This is a genomic window from Shewanella sp. SACH, from assembly GCF_001887095.2.
Taxonomy (GTDB): Bacteria; Pseudomonadota; Gammaproteobacteria; order Enterobacterales; family Shewanellaceae; genus Shewanella; species Shewanella baltica.
In genome coordinates this window covers 893,619-918,149 of the sequence record NZ_MPDG02000002.1, presented here as the reverse complement: position 1 = coordinate 918,149, position 24,531 = coordinate 893,619, and the positions used below count along the sequence as shown (strand labels likewise).

Sequence of the window (24,531 nt, the reverse complement as noted above, 5' to 3'; positions counted from 1 at the left end):
CAAAATCCTTTATTCGCTCCCCTTGCATCCAGCGCGTTAGGCTTGCGATAATCCGAGCTGGTTAGAACTCAAATAAACATATACCTACTTATCCTTAGGCAAGCTTTGCCTACCGACTCGCACAGCGTGCAAGTCTCACTTGGAGCCCATATGTCACATTCAATTGCCAGCCGCCTCGGTGCCATTCGCAGCGAATTATCTTCCGCCAATCTCGATGCTTTTATCATTCCCCGCGCCGACGAGTATCTGGGCGAATATGTGCCAGAACATAACGAACGTTTGTACTGGGCAACCAACTTCACTGGCTCGGCAGGTATGGCTATCGTATTGAAAGATAAAGCCGCTATCTTTACCGACGGCCGTTATACGGTTCAAGTTCGTCTGCAAGTGGATGCCGCACTGTTCAGCTATGAAAGCCTGACAGACACACCGCAAATTGAGTGGTTATGTGACACGCTGCCAGCGGGATCTCGCGTTGGCTTCGATGCACGCTTGCATACTTTAGCTTGGTTTGAAAATGCCAAAGCGACCTTAAACAAAGCCCAAATCGAATTAGTGGCGGTTGAGCAAAATCCTATCGATTTACATTGGCAGGATCGCCCCGCACCATCGAGTGCGCCAATCACGTTATTCAGTAACGAGAGTGCCGGTAAAACCAGTCTACAAAAACGCATTGAAATTGGCGCCTTAGTAAAAAAAGCCGGTGGTGATGTTGCTTTGATCGCCGCCTTAGATTCTTTCTGCTGGCTATTAAACATTCGCGGTAACGATATTCCGCGTCTGCCTGTCGTGCTCGGCAGTGCCCTGCTTCATGCTAATGGCGATATGCAGCTGTTTACCGATTTAAGCAAACTCCCTGAGGGCATTGAGGAGCATGTCAGTGCAGGCGTTAGCTTTAAGGACGAAGCCACGCTCGCCGATACCCTTGCCAGCTTGCAAGGCGTCAAACTGCTGGCCGATCCGAACTCGGCTAACGCTTGGGCACAAAACCTCGCCCGTGAAGCGGGGGCTAAATTGATTGCTGGAATCGATCCCGTTTCTTTGCCTAAAGCGCAGAAAAATCCTTCAGAACTTGCCGGAATGCGCGCTTGTCACATTCGTGATGGCGTTGCAGTGAGCCGCTTCCTTGCATGGTTAGATGCCGAAGTCGCCGCCAAGCGTATGCACGATGAAGCCACGCTTGCCGATAAATTAGAAAGCTTCCGCCTGCAGGATGAGCGCTATCGCGAGCCAAGTTTCGACACGATTTCAGCAGCAGGCCCCAATGCCGCCATGTGCCATTACAATCACAACAATGGCACACCTGCGATGATGACGATGGACAGCATCTACTTAGTGGATTCTGGCGCGCAGTATATTGATGGCACCACAGATGTGACCCGTACTATTGCGATTGGCAAAGTAACTGATGAACATAAAAAAATGGTCACGCTGGTGCTAAAAGGTCATATCGCGCTAGACCAAGCTCGCTTCCCTAAAGGCACTTCAGGCCAGCAGCTCGATGCATTCGCCCGCCAGTATTTATGGCAACATGGTTTTGATTACGACCACGGCACAGGCCATGGCGTGGGTCACTTTTTAAGTGTGCACGAAGGTCCGCAGCGCATAGGTAAAAATGTCAACGGTATCGCACTGATGCCCGGCATGGTGCTTTCCAACGAGCCGGGTTACTACCGCGCTGAGAGTTTTGGCATTCGCTTAGAAAACTTAGTCGTAGTGCAACACTGTGAAGCACTGAAAGGCGCTGAGCGTGAGATGTATGAGTTCGATGCACTGACGATGATCCCTATGGATGCTCGCCTTATCGATAAGAGCCTGCTAACGCAAGGGGAAATCGACTGGTTCAATGCTTACCATCAACAAGTGTTCCATACACTTTCGCCGCTGATGTCCGGTGATGAACTCGCGTGGTTAACGCAAGTGACTAAAGCGATTTAGAGCGATTTAGCACTCCTGCGGGTAAGTAGCGATTTAAGTCGTCATTTAAATCATCTTATACATCCGTTATATGCTACAAAATAAAGCGCCCAAGACTATGAGCCTTGGGCTTTTTTTTAGCACTGCTTCTGTACTTTCAAGCCTAGTCCTATTTCAATAGTATGCTTTCAGGACATGGTTTCAAAACACGATTTCTATTTCAAACATGATTAAAAACACGAGTCGCTAAACCATAGTAGGCTGCGCCATAGGCTGATAAGCATCATCCAGCGATGCCTTAGATAACACTTCAAACTCCTGATGAATTGCCATAAAACAATCGACTAATTCAGGATCGAAATGCTTACCTTTGCCTTCAATCATTAAATCGATGGCTTCTTGGTGACTAAAGGGTCGCTTATAACATCGCGGTGAAGTGAGTGCATCATAGACATCCACCAAGGCAACGATGCGCGCCGAAAGCGGAATGTCCTCACCTTTCAACCCTAAGGGGTAACCACTACCATCCCACTTTTCATGGTGACCCGAAGCAATATCTTGGCCCATCTGAATAAAAGTACATTGGGGCGCATATTCCAACAAACTGCGTAACACTTGCCCACCAATCACAGGGTGGGCTTTGATCTGCTCAAACTCCTGCGGGGTTAATTTACCCGGTTTGAGCAGAATCGCATCGGCAATACCGACTTTACCTATGTCGTGCAAAATGGCCGATAGACTAATATCTTGAATAAAATCATCGTTCAATTCCGCCGGTGGATTGTCGGCCTGCAGTCGCTGCGCCGCGAGCATTTTTGAATACTGCCGCATACGTAATAAATGCGCGCCCGTTTCGTTGTCTCTGTATTCGGCAAGTTTGGCCAACCCTAATACAGTCGCTTGGCGTGAGGCTAAGGTTGAATCGAGTGAATCCGCCAACTTACCTAATAAGTAAGTGATGGTTAGGGTCAACATGGCATTGGTTACAATAAAATTGACCACGACAACGGCCCAAATACCCAAACTGTAACCGTGAATATCGGGCCAGTTTAACCAGCCAAAGTGATAGGCAAGCCCAATCAGTACCAGACTCAGCCCATTTAAATATTGGGCATATAAGCTCGCGCGACTTCCTAAGAAAATACCAACTAATGGCGGAAAGATAAATAACCAGAAGAACCCCGCACCCGATGGACCAATCGCAATCAAAAAACCAACGCCGATAGCAAACCCCAAGAAGCAGCCACAGCCAAAACGCGTACTATCAGCAAGCTTAGGAAAATACAGCAAAAAAAGTAAAAAAAGATAAGCCAGCGTATCGAATACCACCATAGACCAAAGATCGGCGATGACACATAAATACACGCTGGTGATATATACGGGCACGCAGAGAAGCGCAAGAAAGCCAAATAGACGTTCAAAAATCAAACGTCGCCAATGGGGAAGTGCCGCTGCTGTCCCCAAGGACGCGGTAGCCAATTTAGCTACGCCACGTCTAAGTGATATCGCCATGGGAAAATCCTCTTATGTTGCATTCCCGCTATGAGCTAATGAAGCTGATCTTATGAACCTAAGCTAATGAACATGAGTTAATAAACTAAAGGGTGCGGATAATATTATAAAGCTGAGGCAAAGCCAGATAAATCACACGCTCAGCAAGTCATAGTTTGTTGCCCATTAAAGAATAGACTAAGACTAATAAAGCGCTCGAATGAATGCCGCGATATGGCAACCGAATCAACGACATTAGTCCAATGTCGCCGAGCAGATTTAGTCGATAACATGAGCGTCTAATATCCACTCAATATCTGAGGAAAAATAACCCTATACAAAATACTGAAATTTGCGTTTTAGCAGGATAAACGCTCGTTTAATTCTATATTCGCAATACTTAAAAATTTTATATTTTGCAATAGCTTATAAATACAACGAACGATTGATTTTCATGGGTAAGCCATCAAAAAGCGCTCTCCTATACCCATACAAAAATGATAGTCTTATCACATAACAAGCTTACCCCAATGAGAGTAAGCGCAAGAAAATTAGCGCCTAACACCGCGCCCCTGAACCCCAATGAACCATATCGGCCCTGAATGGACACACAAAATGAGCCAGAGTAACGCGTCTGCCAACAGAACACTGAATACACAGAGATCAGATCAAGAAATTCGCTTAACACCACAGGACGAACTCATTTCCACCACCGACACTCGCGGTGTTATCACTTACGTTAATGCCCGTTTTGCCGAAGTCTCAGGCTATAGCGCCCAAGAGTTAGTCGGCAGTGCCCACAATATGGTTCGTCATCCCGATATGCCGAGCGCCGCCTTTAAAGAAATGTGGGAAAAGCTTAAGTCGGGCCAATCTTGGCGCGGCATAGTGAAAAACCGCTGCAAAAATGGTGGCTTCTATTGGGTCGATGCCTTTGTCTCGCCATTGTTTGAAAACGGCACCATTATCGGTTATCAATCGGTGCGTATTCAGCCTCAGGCCGCCTACGTCAGCAAAGCAAATGAGATATACCAAAGACTTAAACTGGATAAATCCATTTCTAAGCCCTTAAGCTTAATGCAGAAACGTATCCTCTCGGCGGTTGTCGCCTCGACCGGCCTGCTGATCGCAGGCTACTTTTGGGGCTGGGGCGTGATTATCGCTGGGGCGGTTTTGATGAGTTTAAACTTGGCTATTTTCTACGATGAGGCCTTTCGCATTCCCGCTAAACTGATTGAAATGCAAACCAAATACGACTCTATCAGTCGTTACATCTACTCGGGTGCCGATACGTCTTCTATCCTCGACTTCCAGCTCATCATGCTGCAGGCCAAAATGAATGGCGTACTGGGACGCACACAAGATCAAGCCAATCAATTGCACGCAATTGCCGATCAATTGGTGGTCGCGACCGAGCAAACCTATGTCAGCCTAGATCAAGAGAAAAGTCAGTTAGAACAGCTCTCTGGCGCGATGGAAGAAATGAGTTCAACCATTACAGAAGTGGCGCAGAATACCCATCTCACGTCCACCAGCATCAATACCGCCTACGATCTATGCCTTAAAAGCAGCGCCAATATGAAGGCCAATACTCAAAAAGTGGAACAACTGGCCAAGTCTGTTGCCGATGCAGCTAACAATGCCCACCAATTAAATAAAGAAGCCGAGCAAGTTGCTAATGCGATGGGCGAAATTGACTCCATCGCCGAGCAAACCAACCTTCTCGCCCTCAATGCGGCCATTGAAGCTGCCCGTGCGGGTGAACAAGGCCGTGGGTTTGCCGTGGTCGCCGATGAAGTGCGCGCGCTGTCGAGCCGAACCCAACTGTCGACCAACAGTATTTCAAAGAGTGTCGATAAGATGTTCACTATGCTCAACGCATGGGCCAAAGAAATGGAACAAAGCCGCCAACACGCGGAGCGCTGCGCTAGCGACATCCAACTGTCCGCCGACAATGTGAATACCATTTACCAAGAAGTGAGTGATATCCACACCTTTGCCCAGCAAAATGCGGTCGCAGCGGATCAACAGCGTCAAGTGGTCAACGAGATTGCCAGCAACATACACTCCATCACCCATTCAAGCGCAGAGAACTTGGCCGCAACCCATCTGATTGGTGATGCCGCCCATCTGCTTAAGCATAATGCCGAGAAAGCCCTCGGCTTGAGACGCACTTTCGGTTAGTCATAAGCAAGATATAAAATGTCGCAGCCAAAACTGCGGCATTTTTCTATCGCGTTCTTTTAGCCCATTCTTTGCGCCAGCCGTCACTCAACCTTAAATCATACTCAGCTAAGAGCATACTCAATCCAGTACTGATCCAACCCAGTGCTTGCAGAATTGGCCCTATCCCGCCTGAGCCGTCGCGAAGGCTTTTATCTCTTGGTGATAAAATGATGCAGATAAAATGCCAAAACACTAAAAAGTTCAGGTTTTAACCGAAATTTTTGCTATACTCCGCGCCCGCCATTTTTCTTATAAAATCTGTGTGGAAGAATGAGCCAGTCGGCACGCCTCTCTCCTTAGTCGAGTAAATAATAGAGGCTCGCGGTGCTTGAATGTTTGAATAAGTGAACGATAGGAATCCAAAATGAGATTTGAATCTTTTAGTTTTTCCCCCGAGATTTTGCGCGCTATCTCAGATTGCGGTTATCAACAAATGACGCCTATTCAGCAGCAAGCGATACCTGCTATCCGCCGCGGCCAAGATGTCTTAGCCAGTGCCCAAACCGGTACGGGTAAAACCGCCGCTTTCGCGCTGCCGATCCTGCAAAAGATGGTTGAAAATCCAAGCGAAACGTTAAAGTCGAATGCCCGCGTATTAATTCTTACGCCGACCCGTGAGCTTGCGGCTCAAGTCGCTGACAACGTTACGGCTTACTGCAAGTACTTAAACTTCAGCGTGTTAACCATTTATGGCGGCGTAAAGATAGAAACACAAGCGCAAAAGCTGAAACGCGGCGCCGATGTGATTGTTGCCACCCCAGGTCGCTTACTTGAGCACCTTACCGCCTGTAACTTAAGCCTGTCGAACGTCGACTTTTTAGTCCTAGACGAAGCCGACCGTATGTTAGACATGGGCTTTAGCGCCGATATCCAAAAGATCCTGCAAGCGGTAAATAAGAAACGTCAAAACCTGTTGTTCTCGGCCACTTTCTCAAGTGCGGTGAAAAAACTCGCCAACGACATGATGGTTAAACCGCAAGTGATCAGCGTTGATAAGCAAAACACTACGGCCGATACGGTTAGCCAAGTGGTTTATCCGGTTGAACAACGCCGTAAACGCGAACTGCTGTCTGAGCTAATTGGCAAGAAAAACTGGCAACAGGTATTGGTATTTACCGCGACCCGTGATGCCGCCGATACGCTAGTCAAAGAATTGAATTTAGATGGGATCCCATCTGAAGTGGTCCACGGTGATAAAGGCCAAGGCAGTCGTCGCCGCGCCCTGCGTGAGTTTGTTGCAGGTGATGTACGCGTACTGGTTGCCACCGAAGTTGCCGCCCGTGGTCTGGATATCCCAAGCCTTGAATACGTAGTCAACTATGACTTACCTTTCCTCGCCGAAGACTATGTCCACCGTATCGGTCGTACAGGCCGTGCGGGTAAAACTGGCGTAGCCATTTCATTTGTGAGCCGCGAAGAAGAACGTACCTTAGCCGATATCGAAAAACTGATCGGTCAACAAATTCGCCGCGTCACTGTACCAGGTTATGAAGTAGGCAGCCGCGAATTGCTATTAAAGCAATTGCAAACCCGCCGTAGCTTTGCCAAGAAGCAACAAAGAACCGACAACGTTGGCGCTCAAGTTACTGCTGAGAAAAACATGCAAGGCCGCCGCGTAAAAATGAAGGTGGGTCAAGCACCGAGCAAAGCGAAAAAACTTAAGTAATCGCTAAATCGGGCGGTGTAAAACGCATAGCGTTTAACCCCATCCCACGTGTTTTAGTGAAATCGGCCACAACAATTGTTGTGGCCGATTTTTTTTATGCCCAATTCGATAAAGCACAGCCCGCTTTAACCAACAGCAATCCTTTATTGATAACAAAAAGACCATAACGCGGGGAACAAACTCAGCAACGTCGCCCCTGCGAGCAATCGCTCACGTCCGTTAAGCTTTTTACCATCGACAAGTTGGCGGCGACTGTAAAGAAACAGCAGTAACCCGGGGCAGTAAAGTAGCAAGGACAGCAACAGATACTCGACACCTGCGGCATAGAGTAACCAGAGTCCATAACCGCTCGCCACCAGCGCCACGATTCTCATCAGTCCATTGCCCTGCCCACCCAAAGAAAGCTTCAGCAGGAACAGTCCAATCAATAGATAAGGCACTAAAATCATCGACGTAGAAATGAGTAGCAGATTGGTATACCCCTTACCCAGCAGCCAAACCAGTATCAAACAAAACTGCACTGTTAAGCTAGATAACCAGAGGGAAGCGATCGGCGTGCCATTGCGATTCTGCCGCAAAAAGATGGCAGGGAAAGCACCGTGGCGGGCTGCGCTGAAAGGCACCTCTGCCGAGAACAGGGTCCAACTCACGTAAGAAGCCAGCACAGAAACAATAAGCCCGACACTGATCAGCGCCTTACCCCAAGAGCCGCTCATGTGTCCCATCAGTCCCGCCATAGAGGGATTAGGCAGTGCAGCAAGTTCAGGACGAGCTAAAATCCCCAGCGCTAACACAGAGATAAGCACATAAAGTAGTAGCGCCAGCACGACGCCAAGGACAGTCGCCGTGCCCACATCCCACTTATTTTTAGCACGCGCCGATAACACAGCCGCACCTTCGATACCGGTAAATACCCAAAGCGTGATCAGCATAGTGTTACGCACTTGTTCAGACACTGGCACAGCTAAAGTGCTGGCCGCTTGGTCCTGAGCAAAAGTCACAGGGTCGAAGTAATAGCAGGCAAACAGTACAAACAGCAATAACGGCAAACTCTTGGCTAATGTCGCCACCAGATTGAACATGGCGGCCTGCTGTACGCCGCGGGAGACCAACCAATGCACCGCCCACAAAATGCACGACTCACCGATAAAAGCGGCCAGCGTATTGCCCTCGCCAAACCAAACTTGCTGCGGCGTATCGACAAAGCTGCCAAGGGCGGCAAACGCAATCACTAAATATCCCACCACGCCGATGGTGGCGCAAAGCCAATAGCCCCAAGCAGAAAAAAAGCCCACCAGCTCACCAAAACCGGCTCTGGCGTAGGTATAAATGCCGCCATCAAGCTCAGGCTTCAAGCGCGACAGATAGAGGAAACTCGCAGCCAATGCCAAGATGCCCACACCTGTGATCCCCCAGCCAATCAGCACTGCTCGAACACCCGCCACTTCGGCCATGTTTTGCGGCAGGCTAAAAATCCCCGCACCTACCATAGAGCTGAACACTAGGGCTGTGAGTGACCAGAGACCTATCCTGTTCTCTTTCATACAAAATCCTTAGCGCAAACGAGTAGAAAGAGCCTGAATGTGTTCGGGACCAATGCCGCAGCAACCACCGATAAGCGAAGCCCCTGCCGCGCGCCAACGCTCAGCCCAACCGAGATAATCGAGCGGCCCAAGATCGGCACGGATCTCATCCAGACCATCGTTAGCGGTCGCCTCTTTCGGCTGAGGAGGAAACGCATTGGCATAGGCACCGAGTCGAATATCGGCACGCCCCAGAGCACTCAATCTATCGCTGGCCACCTGTAATGCCGCCTCAATCACCTCAGGCTGACAACAGTTGAACAGAATCGCATCCACACCGACTGCTACTAACGTGTCGATAGCATCTGCCACCCGCTCACCGGAGCGAAGTGTCGGTTCGCTACCTAACGTCTCGTCCTCTAAGGTAAAAGAAACCCAAAATGGTTTGCCATCTTCTGGCAGCAAGGCCTTGATGGCTAAAGGCTCGGCAATCAAACTCATGGTTTCGGCTAACCAGAGATCGACACTGGGCGACAGCGCTCGAATGAGTGGGAGCGCCAACTCACTCACCCTCGCGGCATCAAATAAATCGGCACGGTAAGAGCCAAACAAGGGTGGCAATGAGCCCGCGACGCGAACCGCATTTGCGTGTTCATCCGCGACATCCCGTGCCAATTTGCCCGCCAATGCAGCCAGCGCTTCACCCTCGGCGGCAAAACGCTCATCACCGATATGAAATGGCACGAGTGCATAACTGTTGGTGGTGATGACTTTGGCCCCACTGGCTACGTAGGCTTGATGTACCTCAGTCACGGTTTGTGGCGCTTCTATCAGGGCCAACGCCGACCACTCAGGCTGTCGAAAGGGTGCGCCCCGTCTTGCCAACTCACGCCCCATGCCACCATCCAAAACCCACAGTTGCTGCTTATCCATCTTGCTTACCTCAATCTTTTTATGCGACTTCGTTTTACTAAGGCACTCATAGTTAATGAGAATCCTGCTACCTAGCACCTTACTGCGTTCGATGACGACAATGCATAGCTTCAGTGAGTACCTTAATAACTGCAAAACCATCTAGACGTTTAGATGGCTACAACAAAATAACGGAATCTCGATTTAGCCGCAATCGATATCAGTAAAAAACACGGATTAATCTCAAACTTGAATAAATGGATGCCGCTGCGCTACGAAAACATGCCCAGTTGACGGCAAGAGACGAGGTATTGATGGGATCGTTGATGGAAGACATTGATGGAGGGCATGATGAGGGCATTGATAAATGATATTGCTGCGAAATGAACTAGAGAACCTAGAAGATGATGGTTAAAAAACTGGAGAACAAGATGAGTGCCCTCCATGTCTTTGGATAATATGAGATTGGTATTTACCCAATTCGTTTAACTATTTCCAGCCCTGCAACCAAAGGATTTCATCTTTTAAATCATGCCAGTTTATAGGTATAACTCGCTTTGACATCACAGCCTCAATTGAGCACGAGATCACTACGCCTTCCTCATCAAACTCAATCTCAGTGACTAAAAAATGTTTTTCTTTATTGGTCGGCTTAACGGCGGTCCACTTACTGTTGAGTAATTTCTTAGGGTTAATTTTATTCATCAAAACTCCGCATGACAGCTAATTTGCTGGGTTATGTAATAACTTCCGCTAATCCCCGTTCCTCTAGAGACTCGCTTGAGAGCGCCTTGGCCAATACGAACAATACAGCAAGACCGCGCAATGGCACTTACACAAAAAACACTTAAGCGAAGATGTCGCAAAAGAATATGACTTAAGCAACAAATTACATAAGCAGATCACGCAAGCAGATCTCATTACTAGAGCAGACAAAAGATAACTGTCGGTGCTTAGAAACGCAGCCATTGAAAGATAACGTTAGGAACGCCCATGTCGACCATACTAAAAACACTTTGCCTCGCTGGCACTTTATTGCTCACTAGCTTTACGACTCTGGCGCAGCCCATTGCCAGAGATGAGTTTTCCATCAGCCCGCTACTCAATGGTCAGCAAATTCCTAAGGTAAACTTGCAAGATATCAAGGGTAAAACCGTCGATTTAGCCGAATTAACCCAGCAAAAACCGACCATCTTTTTCTTTTACCGCGGCGGCTGGTGCCCATTTTGTAACAATCAAATGGGGCAACTAAAAGCGATTGAGCCTGAATTATTAAAAATGGGCTTTCAGTTAGTGGGTATTTCACCCGATACACCTGCGCAACTTAAGGCTTCGGCGGCAAAAAATGAGCTTAAGTATCTGCTGCTTTCCGATGAAAAAATGCTGGCAGCGCAAGCCTTTGGCTTAGCTTTTTACACAAGCGAAAAGGTCACTGAAATCTATACTTCGCGTCTTCATGTCGATAATCCAATGTGGACGACTCCCGAGGGAGCCAAACGTTTAGTCTTACCTGTGCCCGCCATTTATATTAGCGATGATAAAGGTTTGATTCATTTCCAATATGTGAATCCTAACTACAAGGTCAGACCCGCACCTAAGCTGATCTTAACCGCCGCAAGTTTGGTGGGATCGCAAGAATAAATATCGGTTTATCGACCGCTTTGCTAAACTAGCTCCGCCGCAATCAATATCGTCCAAGTTCAAATAGATAACATCACTTCAGCCCGCGGCGGAGTCATAATGAATTCTCAAACCTATAACCAAGCTGTGCTCGAACTCGCCCTTGCGGGTCTTGCCGATTTAACCGCTTCAGCACAGACCAAGAAAGCCCAGCGCACTTCTGCGCAGGAAAGTCATTTTTTGTGTAATTGGATGGTCGAGTCCTTAAAGGAAAAACGCTTTTCTAAACTGGTAGCCGACGATCTGACGGCTTGGATACGTTTGGCTCGCAGCCAAGGTGCGGGCGCCGAACTCAAGCATTTGCTAGAAAGGATAGTGCATCAATATCAAACAGTTGAGACATCAGAGCAAGCGTTAGGTACGGCATTAAATGCCATGATAGCAACCTTAAAGCAAGCCGAATGGTTAGTCTTTACTGACACTGAAATCAGCGCCAAGCTCAAACTCGATGGTGATGGTCAATCTAGCTTAGTCATTGATGCAAAAGAATTTAATCAACATATTAAAGATAATCAGTTAGTCAAACCAATCAACTTATATGTCCGCGCCGATGAACAGACCCTAACGCGTATCGCCCTATCCCATGGGTTATTACTCAGCCAAGGCAATAAGAAAACCAGCTTGGTTAAGCACCATAAAACCTACCAAATTTTCCCGCATAATCAGCAGCCCGCCCTGTGTCAGCTATTGGCTTAGGTGTCATAGCGTAAAGTGTAATGGCGTAAAGCTGAAAACTGTTTAACTATGGCTGATGTGACTGATTGTGACCCAATAAACAATTTATTCACACAGTTTAGGTAGAATGGCCATCGGATAGGCCTTGGCTAAAGCAGAGATAATAAGGATAAAAGCAATATGGTTAAGCGATGTTTGCAGTATAAACACTTAGTTCGATTTGCCTTGTTTGCCCTTTGCTTTACTCAACCACACGCCTATGCGGAGCAGCTCAAATACAATATCACTGGCTCCTATTCTTGGTATCCGTATTTTATCGGTGATCAAGCCGAGGCGCCGGGGATGATCACTGAGCTTATCCCGATGATTCTATCCTTAGCTAAAATCGACGGTGAAATCCTCACCTTGCCGCCAAAGCGCACTAATAACGCTCTGGAAACTGGTCAACTCGACTTTGATATCGTCAGCCCGAGTTGGTTTGAAAAGCAGGATTTGGGGCCGCTGTTTGTTAAATCCGCTCCCATAATGCAAATCACCGAATATGTGGTCACCCTGCCTGAAAATGTCAGTAAATATAAGGATATCGACCAGATAAAAGGTAAACAAATCGGGACAGTGCGCGGTTATTTATACCACGACGATAAGGACTTTATCCGTGCCGACTTTACCTCTGAGCAAGAGTTAGTCAAAGCCTTAGATAAACACAGAGTCGATGCGATTATTTCCGGTAATTATCCAGCCTTGTATTGGTCGACTCAGTTGCGGATCCCTGTCGCCCTTGCGGCGGTGCATTCCGATGGAGACTTAGTGTTTAGGTTACGTAAGGAACATGCCGATTTGCTGCCTGCCATCAATCAAGCGATTGCGACCCTAAAAGCCAACGGTAAGATTGATGCGATAGTCAAAAAATACACCCAAACACTGGCAAGCTGATCCTATGTTCAAGCATTGGCGTTATTAAGCTCACAGTTACAGCTTGGGCTTAGCTCAATCGTTTTCTTTCGTTGTAACATCATCGGCATGCCATCAGTCCCCATTTCCCGTCATCAATAAAAAAGCGCCCGCAGGCGCTTATCGATACAGATCCAAGGTTTATCAACACTTATCAGTGTTGATCAATAGAATCAGCTTAATGTCAGTTTGACCATTCACAGGGATCGTAATTGGCGAGGACAGCGGCATAGCTGTGGCTCAATCCTTGAGTCGAGTAATAGTAACCTTTGCCCTGTTTATCCACGGCATAATGGATATCCTCAGCCCCAAGCTGCTGCGGCAATTGCTCACGCACATTGGCTAATTGGGGCTCATCATAAAGATAAGGAGCAAAGGTCAGCACACTCTCCTGATACACCTCAGTATGGCGGCAACTATTGCGGCGAATTTGAGCTATGATGGCCTCAAATGCATCACCGCGCTCCAGTGCTAACCATTGCTCGGCATAGCGCTCAACGATACTTTTGTCGGAATAGAAAAAATGCCGCTTATCCGACAAACGCATCTGCACATCCGCATAAGCCTCATTGAGGATCAGCTGAATATAACACGCAACCGTTTGCTTATTATCCCAGTCCAACCCAGCCACGGCGGCAATTTGCTCCGCCGTGACTAAACGTCCATGTTGGCTAAATACTCGGATATAACCGACGAGTTCAATCATTTGTTCACTCATAATGTCCAATCATAGTGTTCACTCATAATGTCCAGTCATAACGCCAATCATAGTGCCCAACTAGAGTGTTCAAGCGGGTAGTAAACCTCGCGCCGCTAATTTGTCGGCGACAAAGCCCAGGCTAAACTTGTCGAGCGTGGCCCGCGTTGGCGCTCCCGTTTGAATGTCCCAACCAAAGGCTTCGTAGAACATGTCCAGCGAGGTTTGCATGTCGGCGCGGTCCATCTTGATGGTGCCCTCTTCGCCAAAGTTTTTGTCTGGGTCCATATCGTAAACCCAGTCACTGAGCACATCATGCTCTTCACGCATATTGCCCTCATTCATCTGCAACATGGTTAAGGCGCGGTGAAGATGCAAGACCCTTTCCGCCTTGAAATCTAACTCAGTCTCACTGGTTTCAATCCCTGTGACTAGGCTGAACATTTGCGATTCTATGGTGCTATCGCCTTCATAATTACGGTTCTTATCGGGCGATGCCAATAGCGGGAACATCCAATTACACAGTGTCAGCGAGTCATGCAGCACGTTTTTCACCAAAGACCACTTAGCGAAACGAACCTTAGCGGCATTAATAGGGGTATACCACTGCACCTTATCAAAGGCGCCCTCGCCCCATTTTTTCTCGGCGATAGCGACTGTCATATCGTGGGGTAACCCACTATTAACTATGTTGATGTGGGAATGGCACTGGGCATCGCGGTTAAAGACGACGTTGATTAAGGTGCCCACCTGACCTGCAGTTTCACTCGCATGGTGCACGGCGGCGTTGGTTTTTCGGTTAAAGACCTTGGTTTTACTCTCTTTATGTATGTCCCAATACCCTAATGCGGGGTTTGTGCCATCTAAACCCCAACGCGCGATTAAGTCATATAAGCCATCCGCCATATGGGAAATTTCGCCTTCTTTGTAGGCAATGCGGCGATAGAAATCGATTAAGAAAGCAGGATCTTGATTATCCCAAAGCGCCCAAGGAATGCTCTTGTATTCCTCTTCTGGCAGTAAATCTTTGAACATATCGTGTGTTTTTAAAAACTTAAAGATATGAGAAATCAAACCATAGTTACACCAAATGCCGTAGTCATCGAGGATCTGTGCCCCCAAGGCTCCCGCCATTGCATGTGCTTCAGAGCCGTTTGTAGTGCCCATCAAATACTGAGGCACGAGGAATCCCATACAGACGTTGGCAATATGCTCGGTCTTACGACCATATTTACTCTTCAGTTCAGGGACTTTAAGCTCGCAGAAACAACGTATTGGGCATGAATGGCAACCGCCAGTGCGCTTCATCCACTTGTTGGCATATTCGACGCCTATGTAGCTTTCGGCCATCGAAGTGCGAAACCCAATGCGATTACGCTCATTCCAAGGCACTTCGCCTAAATCGATTTCTTGATCAGCGGCGCCCCACTTAAGGCCAGGTCGTGATTTCCAGCGACTAATAGGGGCTGAGTACTCGGCCCAAGATTGCGGCGTCGAAGGCACCACACCATTATTATTGGCGCCGATAATCCCTAAAATATGGTCATCTAAAGCGCGCATCTTTTCATTATTGGCGGCAATTTTGACGGCGCCGGTACCGATAATGCCGATCCCTTTACAATTTTTTGAGCCCATAACTGAGCCATGACCACCCGCAGAGTGTCCGCCCTGAGTCATGATGACAGACAGCGGCACTTGGTTTTCGCCCGCTTGGCCAATGGCCGCCACTTGTGCATTGGGACCCATCATTTGCGCTATCATGGCGTGGGTATCGAATATGCCTTTGCCCCATAGTGCATCGGCGGGTTCTAAGGTGACCTTGTCATCGACAATTTTTAGCCACACAGGGCTCGCCGCTTTGCCTTCAATTGCAATCGCATCGAAGCCGGCAAATTTCATTGCAGGTGAAAAATGGCCACCAAAGTGACCGTCGGCAATAAGGTGTTTTTCAATTACGGGACTACGGGAAGTAATCGTTGTTCGTCCAGTACAAATCACGCCTGAACCCGTTAATGGCCCCGCAGAGAAGACAATAATATTCTCAGGATCGATTGCCTTTATATTGTCCTTATGACCATCCCACAATATTTTATAGCCAATACCCATACCACCAATATAGTCATAATATTTTTCTATGGGATCATACGAAATCGTATTTGTCGTTAAATTAACTCTAAGGACTTTTCCTGCCCAACCACCAATTATATTACTCATCATATTTCACCTCGATTCAAGAAACTAAGCCGGTATATTTTTCATATTGTTCTAATGCAGCTTCGGCTTCATCCCAAGGATAAAATTTAATTGCCCCAGTAGGACAAACTTGAGCACAAGCAGGCTGGCCATTGCATAAATCGCATTTCACGGCTTTCATTTTACTGCGGACGACTTTAATCACTTGCTGCGGACATTTATCCGCACAATAACCACATCCAACACAGAGTTCTTCATCAACCACTTTGGCGCCGGTTAGCGGGTTAGTTGAAATAGCCTGTTGCGGGCACACTTGTGTACAAACTTCACATTGGCGGCAAGTGGCAGGAATTATGGTGCCATCACCGCATTCGCCATGCTGTATGTGATAGTTGAATTGCATGCCATGCGGGCCGAAGTTCATGTTATGTTCGACTTTTACGCGCGCCAGCGTTGGACTACTGTCACCCTCGTGGTTCCAGCTGCAGGCAATCTCGCAGCGTCGACAACTCACACACACGACAGGGTTGACCACCATTAAACCACCGGCCATGACTTCTACGACTTCCTGACTGTCATTGTCGCTGCCACAACCGGTAAGAAAGCTAATCAGTGTCCCGTGATATACAGTACCGACAGCAACGCCCATACTGCTTTTAAGTATTCCTCTTCTGGTAATCATATTCGATCCTTTATTAGTCAAAGCAATATAATTAAAATATGCATACACTTTGATTCCCGACAATTTATGCTAGAGTAATATCTATTATTATTTTACGTCTGCGTCACACTTACCCAAATTGGGGCAGTATTAGATCAAGTTACACGACTTGTGTCTGACTAACGCTTTTAAGAATTAACAATTAAATATATCGAAAATTAAAATAATGATTTAATTCAAACTACCTCAATATAATTAATCAAAAAGGTTTAAAAGCGGTTAATTAACTGCCACTCAACGCATAACTCAGTTAATATCTAAAACGCATACATTCCGATTAGAGTCCCGACAGAATCTAATTAAAAAGGAATGGAAAATGATGAACACGAATACCCGTTCTCAATGGAAAATCTTTACGCCAATTGCTGTTGCAGTCTGTCTGATGACCGCCTGTTCCGATGGTGAAGAGGGTAAAGAAGGCCCACCTGGAATTGTGAGTATCAGCATAGAACAGGCCGATACTCTTAAAGCGACAATCGAAAAAGTCGCTATCGATGCGCAAACTCAAGTGCAGGTCGATTTCTTTCTCAGTAACGCCAATGGCATTGCCGTCACTGGACTAGAAAACCTTAAGGAGCTCGACACCTTAGGCCTTGGTATCGCCAAGCTTGCACCGCCGCAGGCGCACTATCACATCCCTCAAGCCACAGCTGACGCTGCGGCGCATAAGAGTGCTGTCACAACGAGTGAGACCACCAGTACGACAGATGCCGCATTGCAATGGACCAGCTACATCAACAACCAAGTGGAACCCGCGACCAATGCCCAAACTAATGCCGTAACACAATTTCAAGCGGGCATAGAAAGCAGCTGTAAAGCGGCGTGTTTAACCTCGCTAGGCGCGGGTCTTTACCGTTATACCTTTAGCAAAACTCTAACGGCTTATCCGCAATTTGCGGGGCTCGATACCCAATACACGCCTGAGCTGACCCACAGGATTTACCTAGAACTCAAACCGTTAGCCAATAGCCCAATCGACACTCAGTTGATCAACAGCGTATACGACTTTGTTCCCGCCACGGGACAAACCGTCACAGCGGACATGGGCCGCAAAGTTATCGCACCTGAGCAAGCCTGTTTTCGTTGCCATAATGCCGATCTCGCCAATACCGATACCCGTCTTTTGATGCACGGCAGTAAACGTTTTGCCTTTGAGGGCTGCGTGGTGTGTCACACGACTTATTCTGGCGATCCTGAAACCGGTAACAGCTTAGATATGGCGACATTGACGCACCAAATCCACCAAGCTAAATATCAAATCGTCGGCCACAAGGGACAGTTATATGACTTCTCCAATGTGACCTTTCCCGGCGACATGACACAGTGCCAGCAATGTCATATCGCTGACGCAGCGGCGCAAAGCAGCAATTACAATATCCCCAGTAAAACCGCCTGCCTTGACTGCCATAAAACGCAAATTCCCGCCGACTGGAATGGCACTGTCGCGGGGTTATTCCATAATAGGGAGATTTTTGCCAAGCCATGGGCACTCAGCTGCAGCGGGTGTCATCCCGATAGTAATAATCCCCAAGGTGTTGGGCTATTTCACAATGCCGCAGTGAACACAGCCGCTAAACTGGCGAGCGATTACCAAGTTAAGTTACTGAGCTCGCAGCTCAGTGTTGAGGCGCAAACTCTAGTCGTCACACTGCAAGTGCAGCAACTTGACCAACTTCCCGCTACTCAAGCCATGATTAAATCTTTCTGGTTAATTGCCGCGGGTGAAACCAATCACGCCAACATGCTAGTCAATAATGGCCAGCGTAAAGTGTGGGATTTATTGGCAAACACGAGCGATGTTGCCTTAAACATCACGGCGCCGAATCAGTTAACGGTCACTATATCTAACTTATCGACTGCTGACTTTGGCGATCTGAGCCAATCTAAGCTCTACAGTAAATTGGTGCTCTGCGCCGATAAAAACACTGGCTTTGCCGTTGACTGTAATATCGCCAATCACAATGTGAACCTCAGCGCGTTGAACACCCTAACCCTGCAAGGTCAAACGGTTACGGAAAAGGTTAAGGTCGATGAACAAGCCTGTCGCCAATGTCATGATCAAGGCTTAGAGGACAGAGTCCTGTCGGCGCATCAAATGAGGGGGATTTTTGAGCCAACTAGCAGCTGCGGCACCTGCCATGCACCGCAAACCGCAACCGCGCTAACAGATGGACAATGTCAAAGCTGCCACAGCAATGATGCAATCATGTATCTCAATGCAGGCATAATACATACTCCCGGTGCCGACCAAATCAAGCCCTATCGCACCATCAACAATACCTTGAGCTACAGGGAGTTAGTGCATTCACTGCACGCAGGAACCCGTACTGTCGTCGGTTTTGACAACCCACGCCCAGAACTTACCTACCCGAATGCGAAAAACAACTGCAGTGTTTGCCATAGCGCTGGGCAACTGGATCTCGCGGGACTGAGTGCTGAGCAATCCCTGTTAGTTGCCGCACCCGATGCCGTCAACAATGGTCAAATTGCCGAGTATTCGCCAACCTTGGCAACCTGCGCCGCCTGCCATACGCAAACGGATAGCTTAGTGGTTCACGCACGTGGCTTTGGTGGGGTTTATCAAAGCGATGCCAGCGGAGGACGTATTTACCAAGCTGGGCAAGAATCCTGCGCCATCTGTCACGCCGAAGGTCGCTCATCGGGTGTCGATAAGGTGCACCAATAGGCTGGTAGATTTCATCTCCCCCAAAAACAAAACCGCTCGCAATAATGCGAGCGGTTTTATTTAATCAGGCTTATTTATCAAGCTGATTTACCAAGCCTTGAGTCAGTGCTGACTTCACTCAGCGCAAAAGCTTACTTGGCGAATTTAATCTCATAAAGCTCAGTCATCAAGCTAACCTCATAGAGTTCGCTAAGTCGACCTTACAGCTTAGGCACGCTTTGACTCTCGACCACATGCGTTTGGCTGTAATCTTTAAGCTCAGCATGAGACGACTTCACACCACTTAACGCCTCGGCGGTTAACGTATTATTGCCGTTCAATAAATCATTCAAGGTGCCAGTATCACCGTTCACTAAGCCCAGCTCTCTAAGCATGGCATCAACAACCGGCGCATTAGCGCGATAGTTTAATGCGGCACTGGTGACTTGCTCGGCAATACCACCTTGATGGTGAGCGCCTTCGCCACCCGCGGCAAATTGATTGCCAGCGCCATAGCCTTGAAGAATTTTAATGCCTTCGATGTTTTCCAACGGTTTAACGGCTTGTGCCACAATTTCAGGCAACGCTTTTAAAATCGCGAGGGATTTTTGCAGGGCAATTTGCTCATCACTCAAGACGTTTTCAGCTTCGTAAAGTGCTTGCTTACCCGCAGCTTCAACGGCATAGACTTTCTCATCTGCTTCGGCCTGCAGTTTTTTCGCATCGGCGCTAGCGCGCGCTTCAATCAAAATCGCACTCGATCTGTCTTCAGCGGCACGTTTCTCGGCTTCGGCTTGTACAGTTACACCTACCGCATCACGCTCAGCTTCTTTACGGGCGTCAATCACTTCAATCTCTTTGCGACGATTCGCTTCGGCCACTTGGCGCGCTGTGATTACCGCTTCTTCTTTCTCCACTTTCAGTTTTTCGGCTTCAGCAGCACGGGCACGGGCAGCAGATTCTTCTTCAGATTTCGCCGCAACCGCAATGCGTTTTTCCTGCTCAGAAACTTCGATATCCCTTTGCTGTTGAATGCGCGATTGCTCAATCGACTTATACTTTTCAATTTCGCGGGTTTCGATATCTTTAGTCTTTTCGATTTGAGCCGTTTCGATAGCGCGTTCTTTAGCAATTTCGGCTTCACGTTCTTCACGGGCCTTGTTTTCTTTCTGCTTAATGATTTCCGCTTTTTGATCGGCGCGTTTAAATTCCAAAGACTGTTGCTGGATCAAGCGCGCTTCTTCTTCCGACTTTTCAATCTCTAGGGATTCTTTTTCGGCTTCGAGGTTACGTTGCTCGATCTTAATCCGGTTATCCTGTTGGATATCGTTGGTTTCTTTACGTTTCTCTTCAATGATTTTCGCCAGACGCGCACGACCTTCGGCATCGAATGCGTTGTTTTCATTGAAGAACTGCAGATCAGTTTGGTCAAAACCGGTTAACGAAACCGACTCGAGTTCGAGACCGTTTTTCTCCAGATCATTAGCCACGTTGTTTTGCACACGTTGCACAAAATCGGCACGCTGCTCATGCATTTCTGTCATGGTCATTTCAGCGGCAACGGCGCGGAGTACGTCAACAAACTTAGACTCCATCAGCTTTTTAAGCTCTTCAACGCGGTTTGTGCGCGTACCTAAGGTTTGCGCCGCCATCGAAATACCATCGGAATTTGGGGCAACACGTAGGTAGAAGTCGGCCTTCACATCGACACGCATTCTGTCTTTAGTGATCAACGCATCTTTCTGAGTTTTTTCCACTTCGATACGCAGGGTATTCATGTTGACCGAAATGGTTTCATGCAGCACTGGCAGTACGATAGCGCCGCCATCTTTAATGATTTTCTCACCGCCAAAGCCGGTACGCACAAAGGCCATTTCTTTGGTTGCACGTTTATATAACTTGGCAAAAATTAACCCGATCACGATGAAGCCAAGTAACACCATGCCGGCAACGAGCAAAATAAAACTACCGGATGAACCGATATCAGTTAACACATCCATTTGATTTCCTTTCAATTGATTTATGGCTGGGGACGATTAATTATCAAAACGCGTAGCAGACCAGACACGGCCTTCACGCTTAAGTAGCACTACTTGAGTGCCAGAGGCAAACTCGATGCCCGAGGTTTCAGGCTCGACTAAGACGTAATGTTTTTGTTGGTGTTTATCACGCACAACGGCTTCAGAGGGCATGCCTTTAATGGCGCAGCCTAAGGTAATAGTCGCGACATAGCCGCTCAAATCATCAAGCGAAATTGCGCTCGATTCATTTTTCGGCAGATGATCAGCCAGCACTCGACCGAAATAACGACAAGAAAAGGCACTCGCAACTATGGCTATGGGTAAGGTGAACAGTTGCGGCAGTAAAAGGCCAGCGACATTGAAACTGATAAAATTGACGATATAACCCGCTATCGCAAAACTGGTCAGCGCGAGCACAAACCAAATCAATAACGGCAGTCGATTGAGGCACAGCCAACCGGCAATGCCAGTAAGTCCGCCAGGGCTCACATCTGCGTCATAATCCGCATCGATAGGCACCCATTGGTCTAGCGCACTCATCATGCTTAAGCCAATGACTAACGCGAAGGCTTCAAACACACCGAGGGCCAGAACACAGGCAAAAGCTATGGTGTAAGGTAAATTAGGCTGCTCAACTAAAAACGCCCACATAGTCATCTCCTTGAACAATACAGCATTCCATTTATTTCACTGTAATTATCGACTTATGCGCCACAGAATAGCAAGCCAAGCCTTATTTCCAAACTAAAAATTTACCCTAAAATGGATTTTCACTGTAACCCTGCTGCGCCAAAATAGCGTGGGCTGTCATCGCCGATAATGCCATATCAACACCAGGTAATAATGAGGCATTGGTCAAATCAAAATAGGTGGCGCTCTGTCCGCAGATATAAAACTTCACGCCGTGATCAACCAGAGCCTTAACCAAAGCGCGATTGGCGTTTACGGCACCTGAATGCTGCTTGGCATAAAAAACATCATCAGCTAAATCGCTGATGCCGCCACCGTGCACCACCATAGCCAGTTCGATATCCGTTTCTTTAACGCCTGCCGCCACATGCATATTGATAAAACGCGCTAAACTTTCGAGCTGACGATTCGTCTTGCCCACATCGGCCGCCTTACTCATATCAAAAGCCACTTTAAACTTCATGCCCTTAGGAATGGGCATCATGCTGTCGACTTTGGCAATCTGACCAAACTCAGGAATAGCAGGCCCTGCGACAAATTTATCGGCCCCCGCCTGCGCCGTCGAAGCGATAGCAGCGAGGGTCAGGCACAGCGCGGCCTTTAGCGTTTTAGTGCTATATGATTTTGACTTCATTGTATTATCATCCTGTTATTGTTATTTATTCGCGCAGGTTTTATGCGCCAGAAGGGAAATCCCATGGGCACACCTAAGACTAAAGTACCAACGCCAAGTTACGACAAACTGACGGCACATTTCCAGAAAATTTCTCACTTTGAACATTTCAGCGCTTTGGGTGACTGGGATCAAGCGGCGATGATGCCGATGGGCGGTGGTCTAGATCGCGGCGATGCAATGGCAGAACTGGCGCTGCATATCCACGGTCTCAAAACCTCAGACACCTTAGCCGAGCACTTACACGGCGCGGAGGACGAATCACTCTCAACAGAGCAAGAAGCCAATCTGCGGGAAATACTGTACCAGTATCAACAGGCCAACTTAGTGCCCGGCGACCTAGTACAAGCCAAAACCAAGATGGCTTATCAATGCGAGAATGCGTGGCGCGAGCAGCGTAAAAATAATGATTGGCAGGGCTTTAAGCCCAATCTAAAAGCGGTCATCGACCTTGCCAAGGAAGAAGCGCAGATCCGCGGCGAAGCGCAAAATATCACGCCCTATGATGCCCTGCTCAATAAATTTGAACCGGGAATGACCACGGCAAAGCTAGAACAAACATTTGGCGGCCTGAAAGATTGGCTACCGACACTCATCCAAGAAGTGCTGGCTAAGCAGGCAAACGAACCAAAGCTTGTGCTCAATGGCCCCTTCGATATCAGCGCGCAGCAAGCCCTTGGACGTGACGTCATGGCGTTTTTGGGGTTTGACTTTAATCACGGCAGGCTGGATATGAGTAGCCATCCATTTTGTGGCGGCGTACCAAGCGATGTGCGGATAACGACCCGCTACAATGAGGCCGATTTCAGTAGCGCAATCATGGGCATAGTTCATGAAACAGGCCATGCCAGATACGAGCAAGGTTTACCTCAAGCGTGGCGCGGTCAACCCGCTGGGCTTGCACGTTCTATGGGCGTCCACGAAAGCCAAAGTCTATTTTGCGAAATGCAGCTTGGGGCAAATCCGGCATTTTTACGTCAGTTGCAGCCTAAAATCGCGCAGCATCTTAACTGTCATTTCAGTGCCCAAGAATTAGCGCAACATTATACCCGCGTAAATCCCGGACTTATTCGCGTCGACGCCGATGAAGTCACCTATCCTTGCCACATTTTGCTGCGGTTTGAGGCAGAAAAGGCCTTTGTCGACGGCAGCTTAACCGTCGATGATTTACCTGATTTCTGGTCGACGCAGATGCAACAATTACTGGGGATCAATACTGATGGCAATTACCGCGACGGTTGCATGCAGGACATCCATTGGGCTGTCGGTGAACTAGGATATTTCCCAAGTTACACCTTAGGCGCCATGTATGCCGCCCAATGTCGCTTTGCGATGGAAAAAGCCTTAGGGCCGATTGAAGCCCTAATCGACGCAGGCAAGTTGGACTCGGTATTCCAGTGGCTGCGCGAGCACATTTGGTCAAAGGGATCCTTGCTCACGACCGATGAACTGATCCGCCAAGCAACGGGCGAAACCTTAAATGGTCAATATCTTGAGCGTCACCTGCGCCAACGATATCTGAGCATTTAACCGCTGCGAACGCTTATACCCAAGCTACCTGAAGAGTCGAGTTTCAGAGCGCCTAGGGTGCATCAATTCAAGGCGCATCAATGACAGAATGTCGGCCACCTTTTGAATTGATGCAACACGGAAGTGAAGTGCCCTAGGTGCTCCGTCCCGGCGGCTGATGTTAACCACGGGGTAACGCACTTTATGCTGCGTTGGTTATTTTTAACTTAGCCCGCTAGGTCTGCAAATAACCGCAATCGCCATGGATGGCGTGAATGCCATTTATGCAGGAGCAATAAATGGCCTTGCCTAAAGTGCGTT

General features: G+C 48.0%; 18 protein-coding genes. 8 read left to right on the top strand and 10 right to left on the bottom strand.

What is annotated here, in order from left to right; all coding sequences use genetic code 11:
- Positions 1-150: 150 nt before the first annotated feature.
- Entirely contained in the window at positions 151-1,938 is a 1,788-nt protein-coding gene (locus tag BM607_RS11900) for an aminopeptidase P family protein (RefSeq protein ID WP_071938318.1), read from the top strand.
- A gap of 225 nt (positions 1,939-2,163) precedes the next feature.
- On the opposite strand, the gene BM607_RS11895 is transcribed toward BM607_RS11900, so the two are convergent.
- Positions 2,164-3,429 carry an HD domain-containing phosphohydrolase gene (locus BM607_RS11895; protein ID WP_071938319.1) on the bottom strand — a complete coding sequence of 422 codons (1,266 nt, stop codon included), beginning with the start codon at positions 3,427-3,429 and terminating at the stop codon, positions 2,164-2,166.
- A 594-nt stretch (positions 3,430-4,023) separates the two neighbouring features.
- Here BM607_RS11895 and BM607_RS11890 point away from each other — a divergent pair.
- Together BM607_RS11890 and BM607_RS11885 are read left to right on the top strand one after the other, a co-directional pair.
- Positions 4,024-5,592, top strand: a complete 1,569-nt coding sequence (locus BM607_RS11890; RefSeq protein WP_071938320.1) for a methyl-accepting chemotaxis protein — start codon at positions 4,024-4,026, stop codon at positions 5,590-5,592.
- Positions 5,593-5,998: 406 nt separating this feature from the next.
- Positions 5,999-7,300, top strand: coding sequence for a DEAD/DEAH box helicase (locus tag BM607_RS11885; RefSeq protein WP_011847413.1), 1,302 nt, complete (start codon positions 5,999-6,001; stop codon positions 7,298-7,300).
- A gap of 143 nt (positions 7,301-7,443) precedes the next feature.
- Here the strand turns inward: BM607_RS11885 and BM607_RS11880 are convergent, their stop codons facing one another.
- The 3 genes from BM607_RS11880 to BM607_RS11870 form a co-directional block, all read right to left on the bottom strand.
- Positions 7,444-8,844, bottom strand: coding sequence for a basic amino acid/polyamine antiporter (locus BM607_RS11880; RefSeq protein ID WP_012089790.1), 1,401 nt, complete (start codon positions 8,842-8,844; stop codon positions 7,444-7,446).
- Between the two features lie 9 nt (positions 8,845-8,853).
- Complete coding sequence (locus tag BM607_RS11875; protein ID WP_071938321.1) at positions 8,854-9,756, bottom strand: homocysteine S-methyltransferase family protein; 903 nt, start codon at positions 9,754-9,756, stop codon at positions 8,854-8,856.
- A 468-nt stretch (positions 9,757-10,224) separates the two neighbouring features.
- On the bottom strand, positions 10,225-10,440 hold the full coding sequence (locus BM607_RS11870; RefSeq protein WP_011847415.1) for a TIGR02450 family Trp-rich protein: 216 nt from the start codon (positions 10,438-10,440) through the stop codon (positions 10,225-10,227).
- 288 nt (positions 10,441-10,728) lie between these two features.
- On the opposite strand from BM607_RS11870, the gene BM607_RS11865 reads away from it, so the two are divergent.
- From BM607_RS11865 to BM607_RS11855, 3 genes are all read left to right on the top strand, one after another.
- Positions 10,729-11,376, top strand: coding sequence for a peroxiredoxin-like family protein (locus BM607_RS11865; RefSeq protein WP_006085757.1), 648 nt, complete (start codon positions 10,729-10,731; stop codon positions 11,374-11,376).
- A 99-nt stretch (positions 11,377-11,475) separates the two neighbouring features.
- Entirely contained in the window at positions 11,476-12,111 is a 636-nt protein-coding gene (locus BM607_RS11860) for a DUF2913 family protein (RefSeq protein ID WP_071938322.1), read from the top strand.
- Positions 12,112-12,270: 159 nt separating this feature from the next.
- Positions 12,271-13,023: a transporter substrate-binding domain-containing protein gene (locus BM607_RS11855; RefSeq protein ID WP_071938323.1), complete on the top strand. Its 753-nt coding sequence runs from the start codon at positions 12,271-12,273 to the stop codon at positions 13,021-13,023.
- A gap of 202 nt (positions 13,024-13,225) precedes the next feature.
- On the opposite strand, the gene BM607_RS11850 is transcribed toward BM607_RS11855, so the two are convergent.
- The 3 genes from BM607_RS11850 to BM607_RS11840 form a co-directional block, all read right to left on the bottom strand.
- Complete coding sequence (locus tag BM607_RS11850; RefSeq protein ID WP_071938762.1) at positions 13,226-13,747, bottom strand: hypothetical protein; 522 nt, start codon at positions 13,745-13,747, stop codon at positions 13,226-13,228.
- A gap of 81 nt (positions 13,748-13,828) precedes the next feature.
- The gene (locus BM607_RS11845) at positions 13,829-15,952 is read right to left on the bottom strand and encodes an aldehyde ferredoxin oxidoreductase (protein WP_071938324.1); all 2,124 of its coding nucleotides are present in this window, start codon (positions 15,950-15,952) and stop codon (positions 13,829-13,831) included.
- 16 nt (positions 15,953-15,968) lie between these two features.
- Complete coding sequence (locus BM607_RS11840; protein ID WP_006085762.1) at positions 15,969-16,613, bottom strand: 4Fe-4S dicluster domain-containing protein; 645 nt, start codon at positions 16,611-16,613, stop codon at positions 15,969-15,971.
- 355 nt (positions 16,614-16,968) lie between these two features.
- Between BM607_RS11840 and BM607_RS11835 the strand changes: the two genes are divergently transcribed.
- On the top strand, positions 16,969-19,338 hold the full coding sequence (locus BM607_RS11835; RefSeq protein ID WP_071938325.1) for an OmcA/MtrC family decaheme c-type cytochrome: 2,370 nt from the start codon (positions 16,969-16,971) through the stop codon (positions 19,336-19,338).
- 200 nt (positions 19,339-19,538) lie between these two features.
- Here BM607_RS11835 and BM607_RS11830 read toward each other — a convergent pair whose 3' ends face one another.
- From BM607_RS11830 to BM607_RS11820, 3 genes are all read right to left on the bottom strand, one after another.
- Positions 19,539-21,317 carry a flotillin family protein gene (locus BM607_RS11830; protein WP_006082587.1) on the bottom strand — a complete coding sequence of 593 codons (1,779 nt, stop codon included), beginning with the start codon at positions 21,315-21,317 and terminating at the stop codon, positions 19,539-19,541.
- A 36-nt stretch (positions 21,318-21,353) separates the two neighbouring features.
- Positions 21,354-21,989 carry a YqiJ family protein gene (locus BM607_RS11825; protein WP_071938326.1) on the bottom strand — a complete coding sequence of 212 codons (636 nt, stop codon included), beginning with the start codon at positions 21,987-21,989 and terminating at the stop codon, positions 21,354-21,356.
- Positions 21,990-22,095: 106 nt separating this feature from the next.
- On the bottom strand, positions 22,096-22,662 hold the full coding sequence (locus tag BM607_RS11820; protein WP_071938327.1) for a DsrE family protein: 567 nt from the start codon (positions 22,660-22,662) through the stop codon (positions 22,096-22,098).
- Between the two features lie 63 nt (positions 22,663-22,725).
- On the opposite strand from BM607_RS11820, the gene BM607_RS11815 reads away from it, so the two are divergent.
- Positions 22,726-24,231: a carboxypeptidase M32 gene (locus tag BM607_RS11815; protein ID WP_071938328.1), complete on the top strand. Its 1,506-nt coding sequence runs from the start codon at positions 22,726-22,728 to the stop codon at positions 24,229-24,231.
- The last annotated feature ends 300 nt before the right edge of the window (positions 24,232-24,531 follow it).